Consider the following 15,421-nt stretch of genomic DNA (forward strand, 5'->3'; position numbering starts at 1 on the left):
GTTGGCGCGACACGCTCGACCGCAGGTGCGGACGGCATAAGAATTTTGGAGAGGCCCGTGGTGACTGGGGATTGCGCCGGTATTGGCGACGCGCGAAGACCGGGTCGATATCCGGGCGAAGGCAGCCCCTGCGACGCAACTTCATACCGGAGACTGGAGGCCGCGCTGGGAGGTTGTTGCTTAGGCTACCAACTCAAAGTAATTGTCCGGGAGAGTTCAGCGATGTCGCCATAGATCATCAGAACCTCTGACGAGAAAACATTTATCACCGAGGACTTCGAAGAGTGAGCTTGCCGCGGTACAAACCGGCAGGTTCTTCGAATTGGCGTACGTGCCGAGGGGCGCGGTTTCGACCTTACGGTCCTTGGCTTCGGCACAGCCGACACTGATCGCGAGGATTGCGATAGCAATGAGAGTCGTCTTGCTCATATTTTGCCTCTGGAGCCAGCTCTTGTCGGGTAAGTCGCGCGATGCATCAAAGTAGCACCGGCCCACGAACGGCTTCATCCATCGATTGGAGGAAGCGGGCTCATTCATAATTAGCAATATCTTGAGTAAGGCGCCGAGCGCACCAGACTCATGGAACGGCGCGCGGAATTTCCATTCGTGACGAGGTGCCGATCCCGGCCGCCTTCGCAAACGGGTCACTCAGCGCTGCGTAAACGTCTCGATTCCGAGCTATAGCTTTCCGCATTCGATCATCGATCATACCAAGGCGAAGAAGGGGCAGCAGATCGAGCTTACCGGACAGATCACGCGCATAGACGAGGAAGGCGGCAGGGTGACCGTCGATCTGGGACCGCTGGTGACGATCGAGATCGACAAGGTCAGGCTGGTCGAGAAGTACAGGACGCCAAAGCGCAAGAAGCCGCTGCGCGACATGGTGGATTAGCTCGCGGACCGCCGCTTATCCACGCGACATCGGTACCACTCAAACGAATGGCAATTTTCTGTCTGAATGCGTTTAGGGTCCATGCTCGGAGACCACGCATGGGTATCGCGCGGGAGACAGGTGACTCCCCGTTTCAAGGCTTCGAGATGCTACGAGCACTGAACAGTCAGTTTCTTAGACCTAAAGATCGGGCGATCTGCCAGCGAGTTGTCGACCAGGTAACTGCCGACGCCAAATGGTACAGCACCCCGATAGACGGTCAGATTCTGGCCTCGACCACGCTGAATCTGTTTCAATCAGGGGTCGTAAACGAAACGAATTTGCTGGCACATGTTCGCGCGCGGCGCCACGACTTCACTAAACTGACAGGCTAGTTCTTCACCCTCGCGACATGGGCGCGAAATGCGGTTCTTCGTAATCCGCCGGGCGGTCATGCAGCAAGTTGAGCGCCCGCTTTAGGGCCCGATGCAAATTGTCGATGGCGTCGTAGTGCGGACAGAACGGCCTTAGGGACAACTGCGCGACCCGCAGTTCCTTCGTCAGTAGCCAAGCCTGCCGTTCGATCTTGGCAAGATGATACTCGGAAATCTGTTCATGGCGGCGACGGTGCGGCATCCCGCAAAATAGGAATATATTCGGCATCCCGTCAAGGCACATAGACTTCGTCCCGCCCTCAACGCATGCTCGCCGCGGGCATTTTGGGGAAGCATGAAAATCAAGTTATGTGCGTTTGTAGCCATCAGCGTTTTGTCGGGCTGCGCTACTCGCCCAGCCGACATCAAGCCATGCTGGTTTCGTCCAGCGTATACGCGGGCACGTCCTGCAGCCATTTGGAAGCCGAACTTTTCCGAACGAGTTCCGACCTGGCCCGATAATGGCCGTACAACACAGGACGGCCCGCCATGACGTGGATGGCGTGTTTTGGCTTGGCTTGCCGGTTGGCAGCATGATGGACGACACAGACATCAAGGCAGGTGAAGCCAAGATCGGCGAGCTGAAGGGCAACATGGACGCGATCAACGCAGCCCGACGAAAGGGCGGCTGTGTTGCACTCTGTAAGCCGCTCCAACGTTAAAATTGTCGGCTTGCTTCCCGCCTTGGCCACTGCGGAGTGGTCGTTCATCGATTGACTCGCGTAATGCACCGGCAGTTAATCTCCCCGCCAGGGCAAAAAGAGGGGCTATGAAACTGGGAGCAAACAATGACTGTCCAAAAAGAAGACTATCGAACCAACAGAGCCGACTACGCCATAGCTGCCATGCATAGCCGAGCGACCGCTGAGGGCGATCGTGACGATTTGGTGGCGAGGAAAAAGTCCCTGTGGGTAACAGATCGGCGATCTGCAAAATTGGCTGCAAACCCGTCCGAAAGCTCGCCAGAACCCAAGGCAAAAGCGCGCGGTAAGTGAATTGATTGAGCCCCTACGTGCCGATTGGGAGGCTGTGCAAGGACAGGTGAAGGAACTGCGGGATGCCGGAAATCATCCGGCAGCGTTGGCTGCAGTGAAGACTTATCACCATAAGCTCTGCACGACGCGCGTCCTCGACCTGGCCCGTGGAACCGGAAACTTCCTCTATGTTAGCCTGGAACTGATGAAACGCCAGCTATCCTGACATCTTAAATCATTGAACTCATGAGCTATGCCTTCCATAGTAACTTGAGGGAAGACTATCGCTAGACATGCCGGCCCGCACTAACGTAATGGGGCGAGACTATCGGCACTCTGACGTTTTGCACGCTTTTCTCTGACATACTGAGCGCGAGAACAGAGCGTCAAAAGACAGCGCCTGTGGAGTTCGAGGATCAGGTGGGACGGATTCCCGCGCGAGAATTCAGGCGCATCGTTTGAGGGAGGCGGCCACTTCGTTAGATCCGAGCACGCAACGTGCGGTGCGAAAAGGCGCCGCGAATGCGATTAAACGCGTCAGTCTTATCCAGTCAACAGCCCCAGAGCGTTGATTGCACTGTGGATGACAAATTTTTCGGGTAGACAGCTAATATACTTTCCGGTTCTCTGGGGTCGCAATCAGATCGAAGGAGCGGGATCGTGCATCGTATGACTGTGAGTCAGCACCGAAGCCTGACCCCGCACGAGTAGAGGGTAACGCATTGATTTGTTGACCACAATCTTGCATTAGTATGGTCAATATTCGCGCCGGGGATGACCCCATCGATATCCCGAGTTTGCAAGAGCATATATTCCAATCAACCTCGGATAGGCATATCGTGCCAAGGTGAACATTCTATGGGAATGATTTCCGACGCAGAAGTTCGTGACACTCTTACCAAACTCGCGCGGCAGCTGTTCCCGCTGGAAAGCTGGGTCAAAGATGGTCAGAAATACGTTCCGCCCAATGCGCCGGATCTTCCTTGGCGCGGGTCCGGGCCGACGCTGTCGATCGAGTCGCTTCGCGCTGTTGAGCGCCTCGATCTCCTTATAGAGTCTGATTCAAACGAGGCCCTGCGTGTCCGATGGAACAAGATCGCGACTGCTCCCCTCTGGTTTGAACCGAGCCTCCACCATCCTGCAGACTGGCGGGCGCAGCACAAGCTCGATGAAGCGGCTGCCTTCGCGCCTGTCGATTCCGAGAACTTCGTGATCGCGACGGTAGATCCGAAGACTAAGCTCAAGCTGCCGCGCGCGAGATCGGAATTCTACGCGGCGTGCTGGCCACTGCTAATGAAGGCGCAGACCCAGCGCGTGTTTCCCGACGACGCGAGCTGGCTCCAGTTCGCGAAGAATCTGCTCGCCGATGAACTAGCGGCCTGGCCACCCACGGAAGTTGTTAAATCGTCTGACTTCATCAAGCGCTTCGCCAAGGACGTTGCGATCTGTCTGCTCGACTTGGAAAGTCCGTTCTTGCCTGTCGATGAGCAAGGAGAATTGTGGCAGCGCGCGGTGCTGATCGAGGCAGGAGAGCACCGTCATCGGCACAACGTCTACAATCCCGAACAGGTTCAGGAAGCTGTCGCTCAGTTCGACGCCAAGGTAACCGCTCTGCTCTAACGGAGACAGCAATGACCGAGAAACCGAACTTCGTGGTGGTGGGGTCCGGCGGCGGCGGCGGAACCATCGCGTGGCTCCTCGCCAAGGCGGGCTACAGTGTCACACTGCTAGAACAGGGACGTGACATCACGAAGGAGTTTGAGGCTATGCCAGGTCATCCGCAGGATGAGCCTGGGTTCAACTCGTCGGCCCATAGAGAGGAGTACTTTCGCCTTCGCAAGCCCGACCCGAAGCGAAGGTTGCGCGGCGACTACACAACCTTTCGCCGTTTCGAGAAGGATACTGCCAAGCCGTTCGTCAACGGCTGGACGGGCTCGGTTCTTGGTGGAGGGTCCACGATCTGGGGCACTTGGTCCTACCGCCCAATGCCCCTGGACTTCCTGCTGAACACGCACTTCTCGGAAACGAAGCTACGCGGTGCCGGACTGGCCCATCGGGTACGGCGACATGCTGCCGTATTACAGGGTCGCAGAGGCGCTGATGGGCGTCAGCGGCGACCGGGGCGAGATGAACAACGCGGTTGAGCAGAGCGCTTGGTACAAGGGTTTTAATCACCCGGCATATTTCGGCGACAAGCAACATTGGTTCGACACGACGCCACTGCCCTGCGGAGCCTACCCGATCACGCCGGTCGGACACTTCGCCAAGCTGGGCATGCATCACGCTGGCATGTGGCCTGTGCCCCTGCCCTGCGCCATCGTTCAACCCGGCAGCGCCCCCTACCAGACCCGCGAGAAGATTGCCGCGGCACTGGCGACATGGACCTCCAACGACCGGCCTGAATTCTGGCAGCAGAAGGCGGACCAGATCTGGAGCGAAGCCAAGCGAAACGCATGCAACATGTGCGGCTTCTGTGGCGAGTACATCTGCTGGGGCAAGGAGGAGGCGCCGAAGTTCGGCACCCGCGTCACAACGCTCAGGGAACTGGACGCGCTTCGGTCTGAGGGCAAGGTGCAGATTCACTGCAACGCCAAGGCCATTGAGGTCATGTTCGACAAGGCGGCTGGCCGGGGAACGGGAGTGCGCTATCTCGACATCAGCGACCCCGACAACCCAGTGCTCAAAGAGCAGTTGGCTGACAACGTGATCGTGTCGTGCGGGGCGATCCAGACCGCGCGCCTGCTGCGCTTGTCGGGTCCACCCGAAGGGTTGGGCAACCGGGGCGATCAACTGGGGAGGAACGCCACCTTCCACCTCTTCGGGCTTGGCGTAAAGATCACCCTCGACAAAGCGTTTCAGGGCATGGTCCACGGTGAATTCGGAGCAACCGGCAACGTGACCAGCTATGAGCCCTATTTCCTCCAAGAGCCCGTTACCAAGAACTGGATCAAGGCCGGGACTCTAACGAGCACGGCCAAGAAGAACCCGCTCGAAAACGCCGCCGCCTACTTCGACTCGCAACGAGGCGCGGCGCTCCAGCCGCTCAAGGAAATCGAGACATACGCGCGGTCCATGGAGCTGAGGCTAACGGCCGACGATTTACCCATGCCTCGCAACCGCGTTGACCTCGATCCCAAGCACGTCGACGAGTACGGCATCCCCACCGCCCGAGTCACGCGGGATCTTGGCCCCAATGAGTGGAGGATGTACGAATTGGCCCTCCCGATGTTCGAGAAATCCGTCGCGAAGTTCAGGAGCAACGGCAACAAGAAGATCATTGAGACGTTCGGGGCCTCGCCCGCGATCGTCGATCTCATCGGTGACCACCAGATGGGGACCTGCCGAATGGGGCCTGACGACGACGTGAAATCCGAGCGGTCCGTCCTCGACTCGCATTGTCGCCTGCATGAGGCGCGCAACGTTTTCGTCGTGGACTCTAGCTTCATGCCCACAGGCTTTGGATTGAATCCGATGTTGACAGTGGTAGCCAATGCGCTCCGGGTCGGTTCGTGGATCGTGCAGCAGGAGAAGCGCGGTCTCCTGAGTTAGAATGTCTGACCGGCGCCAGCGTATCCATCCCCTCGGTACGCATTCATCTATCTAGTCAAGCCCGAGGGGACGCGACGTCGCAAGCTGGACGCGCCGCTTGGCTGGCGTCGCGACATCACAAGTGGGCTCTGGCACGACAGAATCTGCATGTGGATCCTGTTATTCCAGCTTGAGATTCAACACGTCTGGGCAATGATCGGACAGCCGGACGTTATCTTTCGGCTGCGCATTCGGCCACGGCACTTGTCCGCCGCTTGCCGGCGTCACCAAGGCGCCGACCTTTGCCCCATATAGGAAAAACTCGATCGGCGCGAAGAAGTACTCGTCCTGCTCGGCCAGGCTGGCCGGCATGGCGTTGCGCTTCTCCAGCCAGCACAGCGATGCTTCCTTGTACGGCTGACGCATCATCAACGTATCGGGCCGATTGTCCTGATCGAGACCGTCTCTATTCGGCGCGAATGCCGTCAGAGCGGTCCACACTTCGTCCTGCGTCCTGCCTCCACCTAAATCAAGGCGACGGTTGAAGTCGCCGACAATCATCCAAGCCTCGCCGGCATCCTCGCGCGCCCTGATCCACTTGTGCAGGGGAAACATCTGCCGCCCTAGCGTGTCACAGGCGAACTTGGCGGGCGGGTCCAGCGCAGGATCCCTGGTGAAGAATTTCCGGTCGACCCGGTCATCGAAACAGCCCGACTTCAAATGCACGACCAGCACGCGCAAGCGGCTGGCACCGTCCCGCAGGATGACATCGAGGCCCCACCGCACGTCACGGATAGTTCCGTTGTCGTCGGATTTGACATTCAATTCTGGCAAATCGGCGACCATGTCGAGGACTAGACCCGCACTCTCCTTCAGCGCAATCGCCGTGAACTGCTGCCGTTCGGCGGCGACCGGCATGTGCGGCGTTTCGCCCACTCGCGTACAGACCGGCCCCGACTGGTTCATGTGCTCGAGCACGGCGTATTGCCCGCTGATACAATGCGTCCATCCATTGGCTACCGGGAAGACTTCATTGATGGCGGCGGGGCTGGTCACCTCCTGCAGGAACATCACATCCGCCGCAATGAGATCACGCCATTTGCGCAGGTCCGCGAAGTCGGCGGCCGTCCGGTGGTGATCATCTGGAAACACCGTCGCCGTATCGGCCGAATGCACCAGTGTCTGCACATTCCAGTTGCCAAGCCGGTGCTCGCCAGCCTCAACTGCCGTCGAAAATAACGACGCCGCCACAAGGGCAAGAACTTTCACCACCATCTTCCAGCACCCCTCCGTCGATGACAGCAATACGATTGCTACAGCACCGTTGTACAACAGTGCGCAAGTATGTGTCCGATTATTATTGCGGCGCGGATCCAATGTCGCCCAACTGTTGCCAAAGACGGTCTTGAGGCCTGGTCGGAGCGGTCGGGGAGCGGGTCCTGGCATGTTGACGAGATCGCACTGACTTACCCGTCCAGAAGGCAGCGAAGTGCGTTCGTTGGCGACAACGCGCAGTTCAGTTCGTCAGCTTGCTAGACGGACGAGAGAGCCGTTCCGGCTGCAACTCGGAAATGAGCGAACTGCGCCTTCCCGGAGCTTCGTCCAGTTGGCAATGACGGTCGCGTACCAGGCTACTCGACTCCATTTGACGTCGCTCGGCATTGGCCTTGATCTTCCATAGCCTCGACAATAGCTTTGGCTCCTCGGTCGACGACACGTCGACGAGGAAGGCCTTGTCCTGCGACTGTCCGGTATTCCGAGCCCGAAAGGTGTGCCGCCGCGGAACTTCCCTCGAAGGGGAAGTCGTCGTGGCGTGAACCTAGCGACGCTCATCCGACACCAAGAACCGCAAGAGCGGTACGGCGCGTGTTAAGAACCGCGCCTGACCCAACGCCGAGGCGGGGATCGCCGTTGCTCACCTACGGCGGAAAAGGTGCAAGTGGGAGGGATGATCAGCGCCCGCAATGGCGTCATCGATCATGCCGCGAATGAACCTGATAGTAAGTCGAGAATACGAGGACATCAGAGAGGATCGATCTAGTCGTGGAACGCCTCGGATCAACAGCCTCTCATTCCCTAGTTGGCCCTCCAGCTAGGCGACAAAGCTGGCGCCAGAAGGGGACATCGACTTGTGAGGGCCCCCGTCAAGCTGATCTGCCGCTGTGGCGTTGGTTGGGTTAACGCTGGTCAACCTTGCAGCGCGCTGCTGCCGTCGGTCACGGCAGTTGAAAGTGGCGTCACATTGGACATCGCGGGGTTGCTCTGTCCCAGGAAGTGAGCAAGGGCCGATTTCCTCGAGTCCCGATCGAGCGCATAGACGGTGTGGGTGAATGCGACGCCGTCCAGCAGGCCCTGAATGTAGCCAGCGATGCTGTCGGCCGCCATGATGAGCGCGGTGTCCACGGTATGGATGTAGCGGCTCGTTATCGTCCCGCGTGAATGCCCAACCAAGGCTGCAATGGTTGCTTCGGTGAACCCAAGGTCGTTGCCGATGCTGGCGAAGCTGTGCCGCAGGACATGCGGCGTAATGCCGGCTAGATCGGTAGCTTTGAACAGCTTCGTCCACTGTCTGGGGAAGGCTCCGAATGGCGTGTCATCCTCCCAGCCGGGAAAGACATAGTCCTCGGCATCTTGTTCCTCGTTGCGGCGGCTCTCGAGATACTCCAGCACAGGCAGACCGATTGGACGCACCGACGCGCCCTCCTTGCTGTCGGTCAGACGCAGGCAACTTCCTTCAGGATCGACTTCGCACACTGCAAACCAATGATCTCGCTGCGCCGGCACCCAGTCAGCGCGATCACCCGGATGATTTCTGCAGTGGTCTCGTATTGCCGGTCCTCGACCGCCTTCCGCAGAATATCGCCGAGTATGCGATACTCCTGTTCGCTGAGACGGCGGGCGTTGACCTGGTCCGTCGGCTTGCGAACGCCATGCACCGGGTTCTGCTCGATGATACCGAGTTCGACCGCATAGGTGAGAATGCCACCGAAGAGACCTATCGTCAGGGCAGCTGTGCCGGCACCACCGCGGACGATAGCGCGCCCACGCAGTTTGTCGGTCTTGACGTTCGCACGTGTCTTGCCCGCCATGATCTGCCTATACGTGCCGCCTAGGTCCTTCTAACACTCTGTCCATCATTCCAACTCCGGCCTCGTCACCGAAGATTTCTTCGACAGATTTATAGGGAGCCTTCCCGCGCGTATCGGTGCGATCGTTCTAAGAGCGTTTCTCTCCGGAGATGGAACTTACTTCTCGAATTAGCTTGTTGATTATGGCCCATTGAAATTCAGCCGAGCTGTCGGCTGGAATGATAAACGAGCCGGGCCCCCCGATAACGTGCCGCTCGTAATATTCCGCGGTGGTCTCGCCATTTTCCATTTCCGCGCCTATCGGGAGACCGTTGATGACGATGGCCTTCTGAAGCGCTCTCAGGCGGCTTTCTTCAAGTGAAGATCCGTCATTGTTTGTTCCGTCGCCTGAGATATCGATGACCCTGCGCAACGTCGGGACAGGAAGTTTGTCAAAGGCATCAACAGACACATCAATGGCGTATGAGATCGATGTTTTTGCACCGTGCGGATCTCGGTGTAGGCCTTCCGACCTTTTCCGAATTGCTTCCGCGACAACCGACGCATCATTCGCCTCAGAAAGAACGGTCCAATCCACCCGCGTTTTTAAGGAGCCGCGGCTCGACCATTCGACAAAAGTGACAGCGATCTTGCCGTGCATACCCTCTTTGATCACCTTCAACACGGTCGGTGACTCCAAAGCAGCCGCATAGCTCTCGCGTTGTAGCGTGGCCTCTATCTGGTTGATGGAGCCCGACATATCGACCGCAAGGACGATCGCGACATCGACTTCGGCGGTTGGGTCCTCGAGAGGAAGCTTTTCACGAATTTCACAAGGGCAAAGATCGTTCGTATAAGAACTGCCGTGAACAGGCTGGTCAGGGATCAGCAGCACTCTTAACAATCCTGCGCTCAACACAGTAAAGGAGAGGACTTGCATCTCCCATCTATCCTCATGAGCTTATGGGGTTTGGTTCTGCTAGTTGCAGAATTTCAACTAAATCTGAAGCGAGCAAGTCTAGCAGATGAAGCTAGGGGGACTTGCCCTAGACAGTAGCACACTCATATTAGCTCTACATAATTTTAAGAGTCAACAAATACAGGAGGGGGCAACCGGAGCGGGTATCCGCTGCCGCGCATCCCGCAGGGTTGGATCGGCCATCTGCTGACCCGTCAGGTCGGACGTCTTCTCGGCCAGCAACGGGCAGACATCACGCTTTGGCGGATCACCAACGCCATTTTGCCGGTCGTCTTGCAACTGGTGCCAGCTTGCGCAAAAATCAGTCTCCACAGACCGGTCATCCGGTGGATGCCTGATTACCTGAATCTGGGAGGGGCGAAGTGTTCGGCGAGCCCATTACCGTTCTGATGGTCAATGAGTATCCTGACTACATTGATCCACAAGTATGGGCTGCTGAGCTGAAAACCCGTGTGCCGCAGCTGGAGTTCAGGCTTTGGCCAGACGCCGGGAACAAAAGTGACATAGATATTGTGCTGATCGACAAGGGCGCCAGTCCTGGTTTTTTTGACGCCATGACGGGGCTAAGCGCCGTCGTCTATTTGGGGGCCGGTGTCGAGGGTATTGATCTTCAGAGCTTTCCCAAGAGTGTTCCGCTCATCAGGCTCGCAACGCGTGAGCAGGCTTCGGAAGTGGTGCAATACATCGTCCTTCGCGTTCTCTGCCAGCAACGGCATGTTGCGGATTACATGGGTCTCCAAGCCCGCAAGTTTTGGAATCCGATCGCGCCGCGGAAGATCTCCGAGACAAGAATTGTTGTGCTGGGTGCGGGCCGGATCGGTGGCTGGGCCGCAAAGCTGTTTGCGGACTTGGGCTACGACACGGCAGTCTGGTCTCGTCATCAAAAGGCCCTTCCTGGTATACATAGTTACTTTGGCCGTGCCCAGCTTGCGGACGCACTCACAAATCGGGACTACGTTATCTGTTCACTTCCCCTGACTGGTGACACTCGTGGGATACTGAATTCCTCTACCTTTGGACAAATGAAGTCAGGTGCCTACCTTGTGAATGTCGGCAGGGGTGCGCATGTCAACGAAGCCGACCTGATCCGCGCGCTCGACGAAGGTCAGCTTTCTGGTGCTTGTCTTGACGTGTTTGAGCGTGAACCACTGGAGACTTCATCGCCGTTGTGGACTCATCCCAGGGTGACCATCACACCTCATGTCGCGAGCTTCTGGGTGGATTCTGGAATCGACCAGGTCGCCGATCTCTGCGGTCAAGTTGCAAGAGGAGAGCCGCTGTCCAACAAGATCGACCTCGAACGGGGTTATTGAATCGAAGTAGCGTCTTTACCACTTCCCGACAGCGTGAACTCGTCGGTGTGGCAGATGCCGGTTCCGGCGGCGAGCTTCGGGGCGCAGAGCGGCTGTTCCGCGCTCCCGCACTTGCGTGCTCCCGGTGCCCCGTGGCCCGGATGCCCGGATGCGCCAAGCTTAACGAACTGACGACCGAACAAACGATGGCACCAAGAACATCATGCCGGATACGGCTTCATCGAGAGCTTCAACGGCAAGGAAGGCGCGTCAACACTCTACGCTACGATTGCTGGCCTCCCGTCGTCACGGCGCATATGCGACGTTCCGTTAGCCGCCGATCGCGTTCCTATCCACGACAATCGCGTGGTGGTACATTCGGTTGATTTGGCGAATGTTTTTTGTCGTCAACTCACCGGGAAACCGGGGAGGTGGTCATGAGAATTACTGCTCTAGCATGCGTCGCCCTCCTTGCAGGTTGCACAACGGCAGGCCCCCCAGGGCCCCAAGGGCCTGTCGGTCCACAAGGTCTTCCCGGCAAGCAGGGACCTAGAGGTGCAATGGGGGCTGAGGGTCCGGCGGGGAAGGACGGCGTCGGCGGTTGGGAAATCACCCAGTATGCAAGCGCGAGTGATACAAGCCCAGACAAATCCGCACAGGCTTGGTGTCCCAAGCCAAAAGTCGTGATAGGTGGCGGTGCCAGCGCGTCAAATTCAAATGCTCTAATTTCTAGGAGCTTGCCGGTTACTTCCCCAGCTCCGGGGTGGGTAGCACAAGCGCATGTAGCCACTACGCTCCCAACGGCTTGGACGCTGACAGCATATGCCATTTGCGCGCTTGTCAAATAGTCGGCGCTTGGCCGGGCCGGTGAACTTTGCGTTGTCGCGTCTTGGAGACACAAACGGCGTTCTAGTCTTCATCCCAAAAATCCTGCAGCGAGGCGTGCCGATGGTCTTCCTCGCCCCGGAGGTGCTTCACGCGGACCTTGATGCCCGCTTGCGAAGGCCATAGTTGAGACGGTTGAAAGGCTGAGCCGGTGCCCCCGCGTTGACCAGTTGCCGACCGGCTAGTGCAGCTTCTCGACTCTTGCCCGGAATGGCGGCATTCCTCTTCCGGGAGAGCGGGCGTGGGCAAAGGCCACCGTTATCAAGGCGCCAATCAGGCTGACCGCTGGCGAAGGCGCGCCGGCAGAAGAATGCCGTCACGGCGGCTGCCGCGACCCCTCTTGGGACTGATCTTCCTCGGCGCCGGCACGCTTGCCGCCGCAGTCACCCAATTCGCGATCCAGAGCACCGCCGGCCAACAGAGCACGATAACAAACTGGACAGAACCATTGCCTGGCCACATGGAAGGCCGCGCCTCGGTGATCGATGGCGACACAGTAGAGATTGCAGGCCAAAGGATTCGTTTCAATGGCATCGACGCGCCCGAGAGCCGTCAGCACTGCGACGACGCCAAGGGCTTTGACTACCCATGCGGGCGCCGCACTGCCCAAGCCTTGGACAAGTTCCTGGCAGCTTCGCGACCGCTGCATTGCAGTTTTGTCGATCGTGATCGGTACGGGCGTCTTGTCGGGAACTGCGATCGGGCGGACGGTCGTAGCGTTCAGCGCTGGCTTGTCGAGCAGGGCTTGGCACTGGACTGGCCCCTCTACAGCCACGGCGCCTATGCGGGGCAGCAGGCGAAGGCAGAGGCGGCAAAGCTCGGTCTGTGGGCCGGAACTTTTCAGGCGCCTTGGGTGTGGCGTCTAGCGCATGCCGACAACCGGCCGCTTTCTAACCAGCCGCTTGGCTTAATCAACCGCCATCAGGTCGCACAAAGCGGCTATTCATGCGAGCCGCGGCGCACCTGTTCCCAAATCAGCTCGTGCGATGAAGCAAGTTGGTACCTAGCCAACTGCTCTTGGGGCCGCAAGCTAGACCGCGACAAAGACGGCATCGCCTGCGAAAGCCAGTGTTGAACCTGCAGGTGCTGCCGCTTCACGGTCGCACGCACGTCGGTGTTGGCGCCGCGGCGCGTTGGGGTGGGTTTGGTCATGTGGAGGGGCTCCTAATGAAAAGGCCGCCTCGACGGGTGGCTTTTGAACGGTGACGGACTGCCGTTCCAAGCGGACCAGCTATTGTCGACTAAATGAAAGCGGGAAGATCCAACGATGCCTCCAAAATACGTGCCGCCCTCCGGTTCATGAGACAGCTTTCAGCGGCATTCCAAATCGGCAGGGAATTCGGCAGAGCCGAGGCCGAAGTTATGTTGTCACCGCCCGTCGATTATGATCGCCACCCATCGACAACGAGCGATGCAGAACACGGCGAGCCGACCTGACGTTATCATTCGCTGGCCTCAAGTCCGGCCTGATTTTCCAGAACTCGTTGCAACTGATGCGGCGAACTTTGACGCTGCCGTCTCAACAATGACCGTGCGAGATGTGGTCATATGGCGTCTTCGGGAAGGGCGCTCGCTGCGCGGTTCCGGCAAGGCCGGTCTTCATCATCGCCAACGCGGCGAAGGTCTTCTGTCACGCTATGCAGGAACGGAGTGCGTCAAAATTGACACGGGCTCGGCACGAGCTGCTCAAGTGCGGACGGTGATGGGAGCCACGGCCGGCTGGCTGCTTTTTGCCGCGCGCGAGATGGGAGGAGGCGGCTGAAGTGATGTTTGGGCCCCGGCGACCTGATTCCGTTCTTTCGGATACGGAACGGAAACTTTGTCACATTTTTGGTTTCGACGCACGCTACGTCAGGAAGCAGCTAGGGCAATGAAGAGCGATTGTCCTTGCCTGTTTATGCGCAACAGAATGGGCTTGTGCTGCTGCCGGGATCTTGCCCACTCCTCCTGGATATCTGACGGCTGTGCCACATCCCGGTTGTTGGCCGAGACAATCACGTCGCCAGGTCGAAGGCCGTTCTCGGCGGCGGGGCTATTCGGCGCCACTTCCTGGATAAACACGCCGGTGGTACCCGGCTGCAGACCCAGTTGCTGGCGCGCTTCGTCCGGAATGGGGCTGAGCGACAGCCCGAGGCGTTGGTCCGCCGCTTCCGGACTCGGAACGGCACCGGTCTGTACCTCCTCGTCCTTGCGTTGACCGAGGGTCAGTTCCACCTCCTGCTGGGAGCCGCCGCGGTTCCTTGTCAGCGTGGCTTTCGACCCCGGCTTTTCGTTAGCTGCCGCCAGCGTCAAGTCATGGACGCCCTGAACCTCCTTGCCGTTGAACCGGGTGATCACATCCCCCGATTGCAAGCCGGCCTTGTCTGCCGGACTGCCGGGCTCGACCGAGGCGACCAGCGCTCCCTTGGTGCTCGATATGCCAAGCGCCTGGGCAAGCGACGGCGTCACCTCCTGGAGACGCACTCCGATGAACCCGCGCTCGATCCGGCCGGTGCGGATCAGCTGATCGGCGACGCTCCGTGCGGTTCGGGACGGCACGGCGAAACCGATGCCTATGCTGCCGCCAAACGGAGAGACGATGGCCGTATTGACCCCGATCACTTCGCCGCGCGCGTTAAACAGGGGGCCGCCCGAATTGCCTCTATTGATCGAGGCGTCTGTCTGGAGGAAATCGTCGTAAGGGCCGGCTTGGATGTCGCGCGAGCGGGCGGAAAGAACGCCGACGGTCACGGTTCCCCCGAGCCCGAAGGGACTGCCAATCGCGATCGTCCAGGCACCCGGCTGCATTGCGTCAGAGTCACCCCAGGCGGTGGTCGTCATGTTGGGGCGTGGATCGACCTTCAGCACCGCGATGTCGGTTGCTGGATCGCGGCCCACAAGTCGCGCGGGCGAAGTCTCCTTATCGGAGAATACGACGTGGATTTCGGTGGAGTCGGCCACGACATGATTGTTGGTGACGATGTAGCCCTCCGGACTGACCACGAAGCCGGAGCCAAGAGCTTCTCGCACCTGCGGCTGGGCAGGCCCGCGGCTGTCGAAGGGGTTGAGAAAATCGTCGAGCATCGTTTGGTCCTGGATGATCTGCCTCGTCGTGATCGCGACCACGGCCGGCAGCTTCTGACGCACGATTGCGCTGAAGTCGTTCGGGATTTCCTGTGCTGAAACCGGAGCAAAGCCGCCAGCCGAGAGCATCAAGATTCCTGCGACGAGGCCCATGCTCAGTCGCTTCCTGGAAATGTAAGACATGACTGATTCTCCTGCCCGACCGCCCTGGCGCTGCCGCGCGACTTTTCCCAGACGCAAGAACTGACATTCACGCCGATTGTTTCACCGGTTCGAAAAAATGTTGATGGTGGGCTGAACTGCGAGGATTTGGCCTTGTCGGGCCAT

13 protein-coding genes and 1 pseudogene are annotated in these 15,421 nt (G+C 58.8%); 7 read left to right on the top strand and 7 right to left on the bottom strand.

Annotated features, from left to right (window positions below; all coding sequences use genetic code 11):
* Nucleotides 1-216: 216 nt before the first annotated feature.
* On the bottom strand, nt 217-648 hold the full coding sequence (locus NKJ84_RS21935; RefSeq protein WP_352508192.1) for a hypothetical protein: 432 nt from the start codon (nt 646-648) through the stop codon (nt 217-219).
* Nucleotides 649-990: 342 nt separating this feature from the next.
* Here NKJ84_RS21935 and NKJ84_RS21940 point away from each other — a divergent pair, with 342 nt between their 5' ends.
* Nucleotides 991-1,266, top strand: a complete 276-nt coding sequence (locus NKJ84_RS21940) for a hypothetical protein (RefSeq protein ID WP_352508193.1) — start codon at nt 991-993, stop codon at nt 1,264-1,266.
* A gap of 4 nt (nt 1,267-1,270) precedes the next feature.
* On the opposite strand, the gene NKJ84_RS21945 is transcribed toward NKJ84_RS21940, so the two are convergent.
* Complete coding sequence (locus NKJ84_RS21945) at nt 1,271-1,534, bottom strand: hypothetical protein (RefSeq protein ID WP_352508194.1); 264 nt, start codon at nt 1,532-1,534, stop codon at nt 1,271-1,273.
* 136 nt (nt 1,535-1,670) lie between these two features.
* A complete protein-coding gene (locus tag NKJ84_RS21950) occupies nt 1,671-2,015 on the bottom strand; it encodes a hypothetical protein (RefSeq protein WP_352508195.1) in 345 nt (114 codons plus the stop codon).
* A 1,122-nt stretch (nt 2,016-3,137) separates the two neighbouring features.
* Between NKJ84_RS21950 and NKJ84_RS21955 the strand changes: the two genes are divergently transcribed.
* From NKJ84_RS21955 to NKJ84_RS21965, 3 genes are read left to right on the top strand one after another with little or no spacing between them, the layout of a single operon-like run.
* Complete coding sequence (locus NKJ84_RS21955; RefSeq protein ID WP_352508197.1) at nt 3,138-3,899, top strand: hypothetical protein; 762 nt, start codon at nt 3,138-3,140, stop codon at nt 3,897-3,899.
* An 11-nt stretch (nt 3,900-3,910) separates the two neighbouring features.
* The gene (locus NKJ84_RS21960; protein WP_352508199.1) at nt 3,911-4,423 is read left to right on the top strand and encodes an NAD(P)-binding protein; all 513 of its coding nucleotides are present in this window, start codon (nt 3,911-3,913) and stop codon (nt 4,421-4,423) included.
* A complete protein-coding gene (locus NKJ84_RS21965; RefSeq protein ID WP_352508201.1) occupies nt 4,347-5,828 on the top strand; it encodes a GMC oxidoreductase in 1,482 nt (493 codons plus the stop codon). Before NKJ84_RS21960 ends, NKJ84_RS21965 begins: the two co-directional genes overlap by 77 nt.
* A 159-nt stretch (nt 5,829-5,987) precedes the next feature.
* On the opposite strand, the gene NKJ84_RS21970 is transcribed toward NKJ84_RS21965, so the two are convergent.
* The 3 genes and pseudogenes from NKJ84_RS21970 to NKJ84_RS21980 form a co-directional block, all read right to left on the bottom strand.
* Complete coding sequence (locus NKJ84_RS21970) at nt 5,988-7,184, bottom strand: hypothetical protein (protein ID WP_352508203.1); 1,197 nt, start codon at nt 7,182-7,184, stop codon at nt 5,988-5,990.
* Between the two features lie 810 nt (nt 7,185-7,994).
* Nucleotides 7,995-8,923: pseudogene (locus NKJ84_RS21975) on the bottom strand (tyrosine-type recombinase/integrase); the annotation flags it as partial.
* Nucleotides 8,924-9,023: 100 nt separating this feature from the next.
* Complete coding sequence (locus NKJ84_RS21980) at nt 9,024-9,815, bottom strand: DUF1194 domain-containing protein (RefSeq protein WP_352508205.1); 792 nt, start codon at nt 9,813-9,815, stop codon at nt 9,024-9,026.
* A 401-nt stretch (nt 9,816-10,216) separates the two neighbouring features.
* On the opposite strand from NKJ84_RS21980, the gene NKJ84_RS21985 reads away from it, so the two are divergent.
* The 3 genes from NKJ84_RS21985 to NKJ84_RS21995 all read left to right on the top strand — a co-directional run bounded on the left by NKJ84_RS21985 (nt 10,217) and on the right by NKJ84_RS21995 (nt 13,793).
* Nucleotides 10,217-11,167 (top strand): 2-hydroxyacid dehydrogenase, encoded by a 951-nt coding sequence (locus NKJ84_RS21985; protein ID WP_352508207.1) that lies wholly within the window; start codon nt 10,217-10,219, stop codon nt 11,165-11,167.
* 1,204 nt (nt 11,168-12,371) lie between these two features.
* Nucleotides 12,372-13,106 carry a thermonuclease family protein gene (locus NKJ84_RS21990; protein ID WP_352508208.1) on the top strand — a complete coding sequence of 245 codons (735 nt, stop codon included), beginning with the start codon at nt 12,372-12,374 and terminating at the stop codon, nt 13,104-13,106.
* A gap of 336 nt (nt 13,107-13,442) precedes the next feature.
* The gene (locus NKJ84_RS21995) at nt 13,443-13,793 is read left to right on the top strand and encodes a hypothetical protein (protein WP_352508209.1); all 351 of its coding nucleotides are present in this window, start codon (nt 13,443-13,445) and stop codon (nt 13,791-13,793) included.
* 89 nt (nt 13,794-13,882) lie between these two features.
* Here the strand turns inward: NKJ84_RS21995 and NKJ84_RS22000 are convergent, their stop codons facing one another.
* Nucleotides 13,883-15,247 carry a Do family serine endopeptidase gene (locus tag NKJ84_RS22000; RefSeq protein WP_352508210.1) on the bottom strand — a complete coding sequence of 455 codons (1,365 nt, stop codon included), beginning with the start codon at nt 15,245-15,247 and terminating at the stop codon, nt 13,883-13,885.
* Nucleotides 15,248-15,421 lie beyond the last annotated feature (174 nt).

The organism is Mesorhizobium sp. M0048 (assembly GCF_040323405.1).
In the GTDB taxonomy this organism is placed as follows: Bacteria; Pseudomonadota; Alphaproteobacteria; order Rhizobiales; family Rhizobiaceae; genus Mesorhizobium.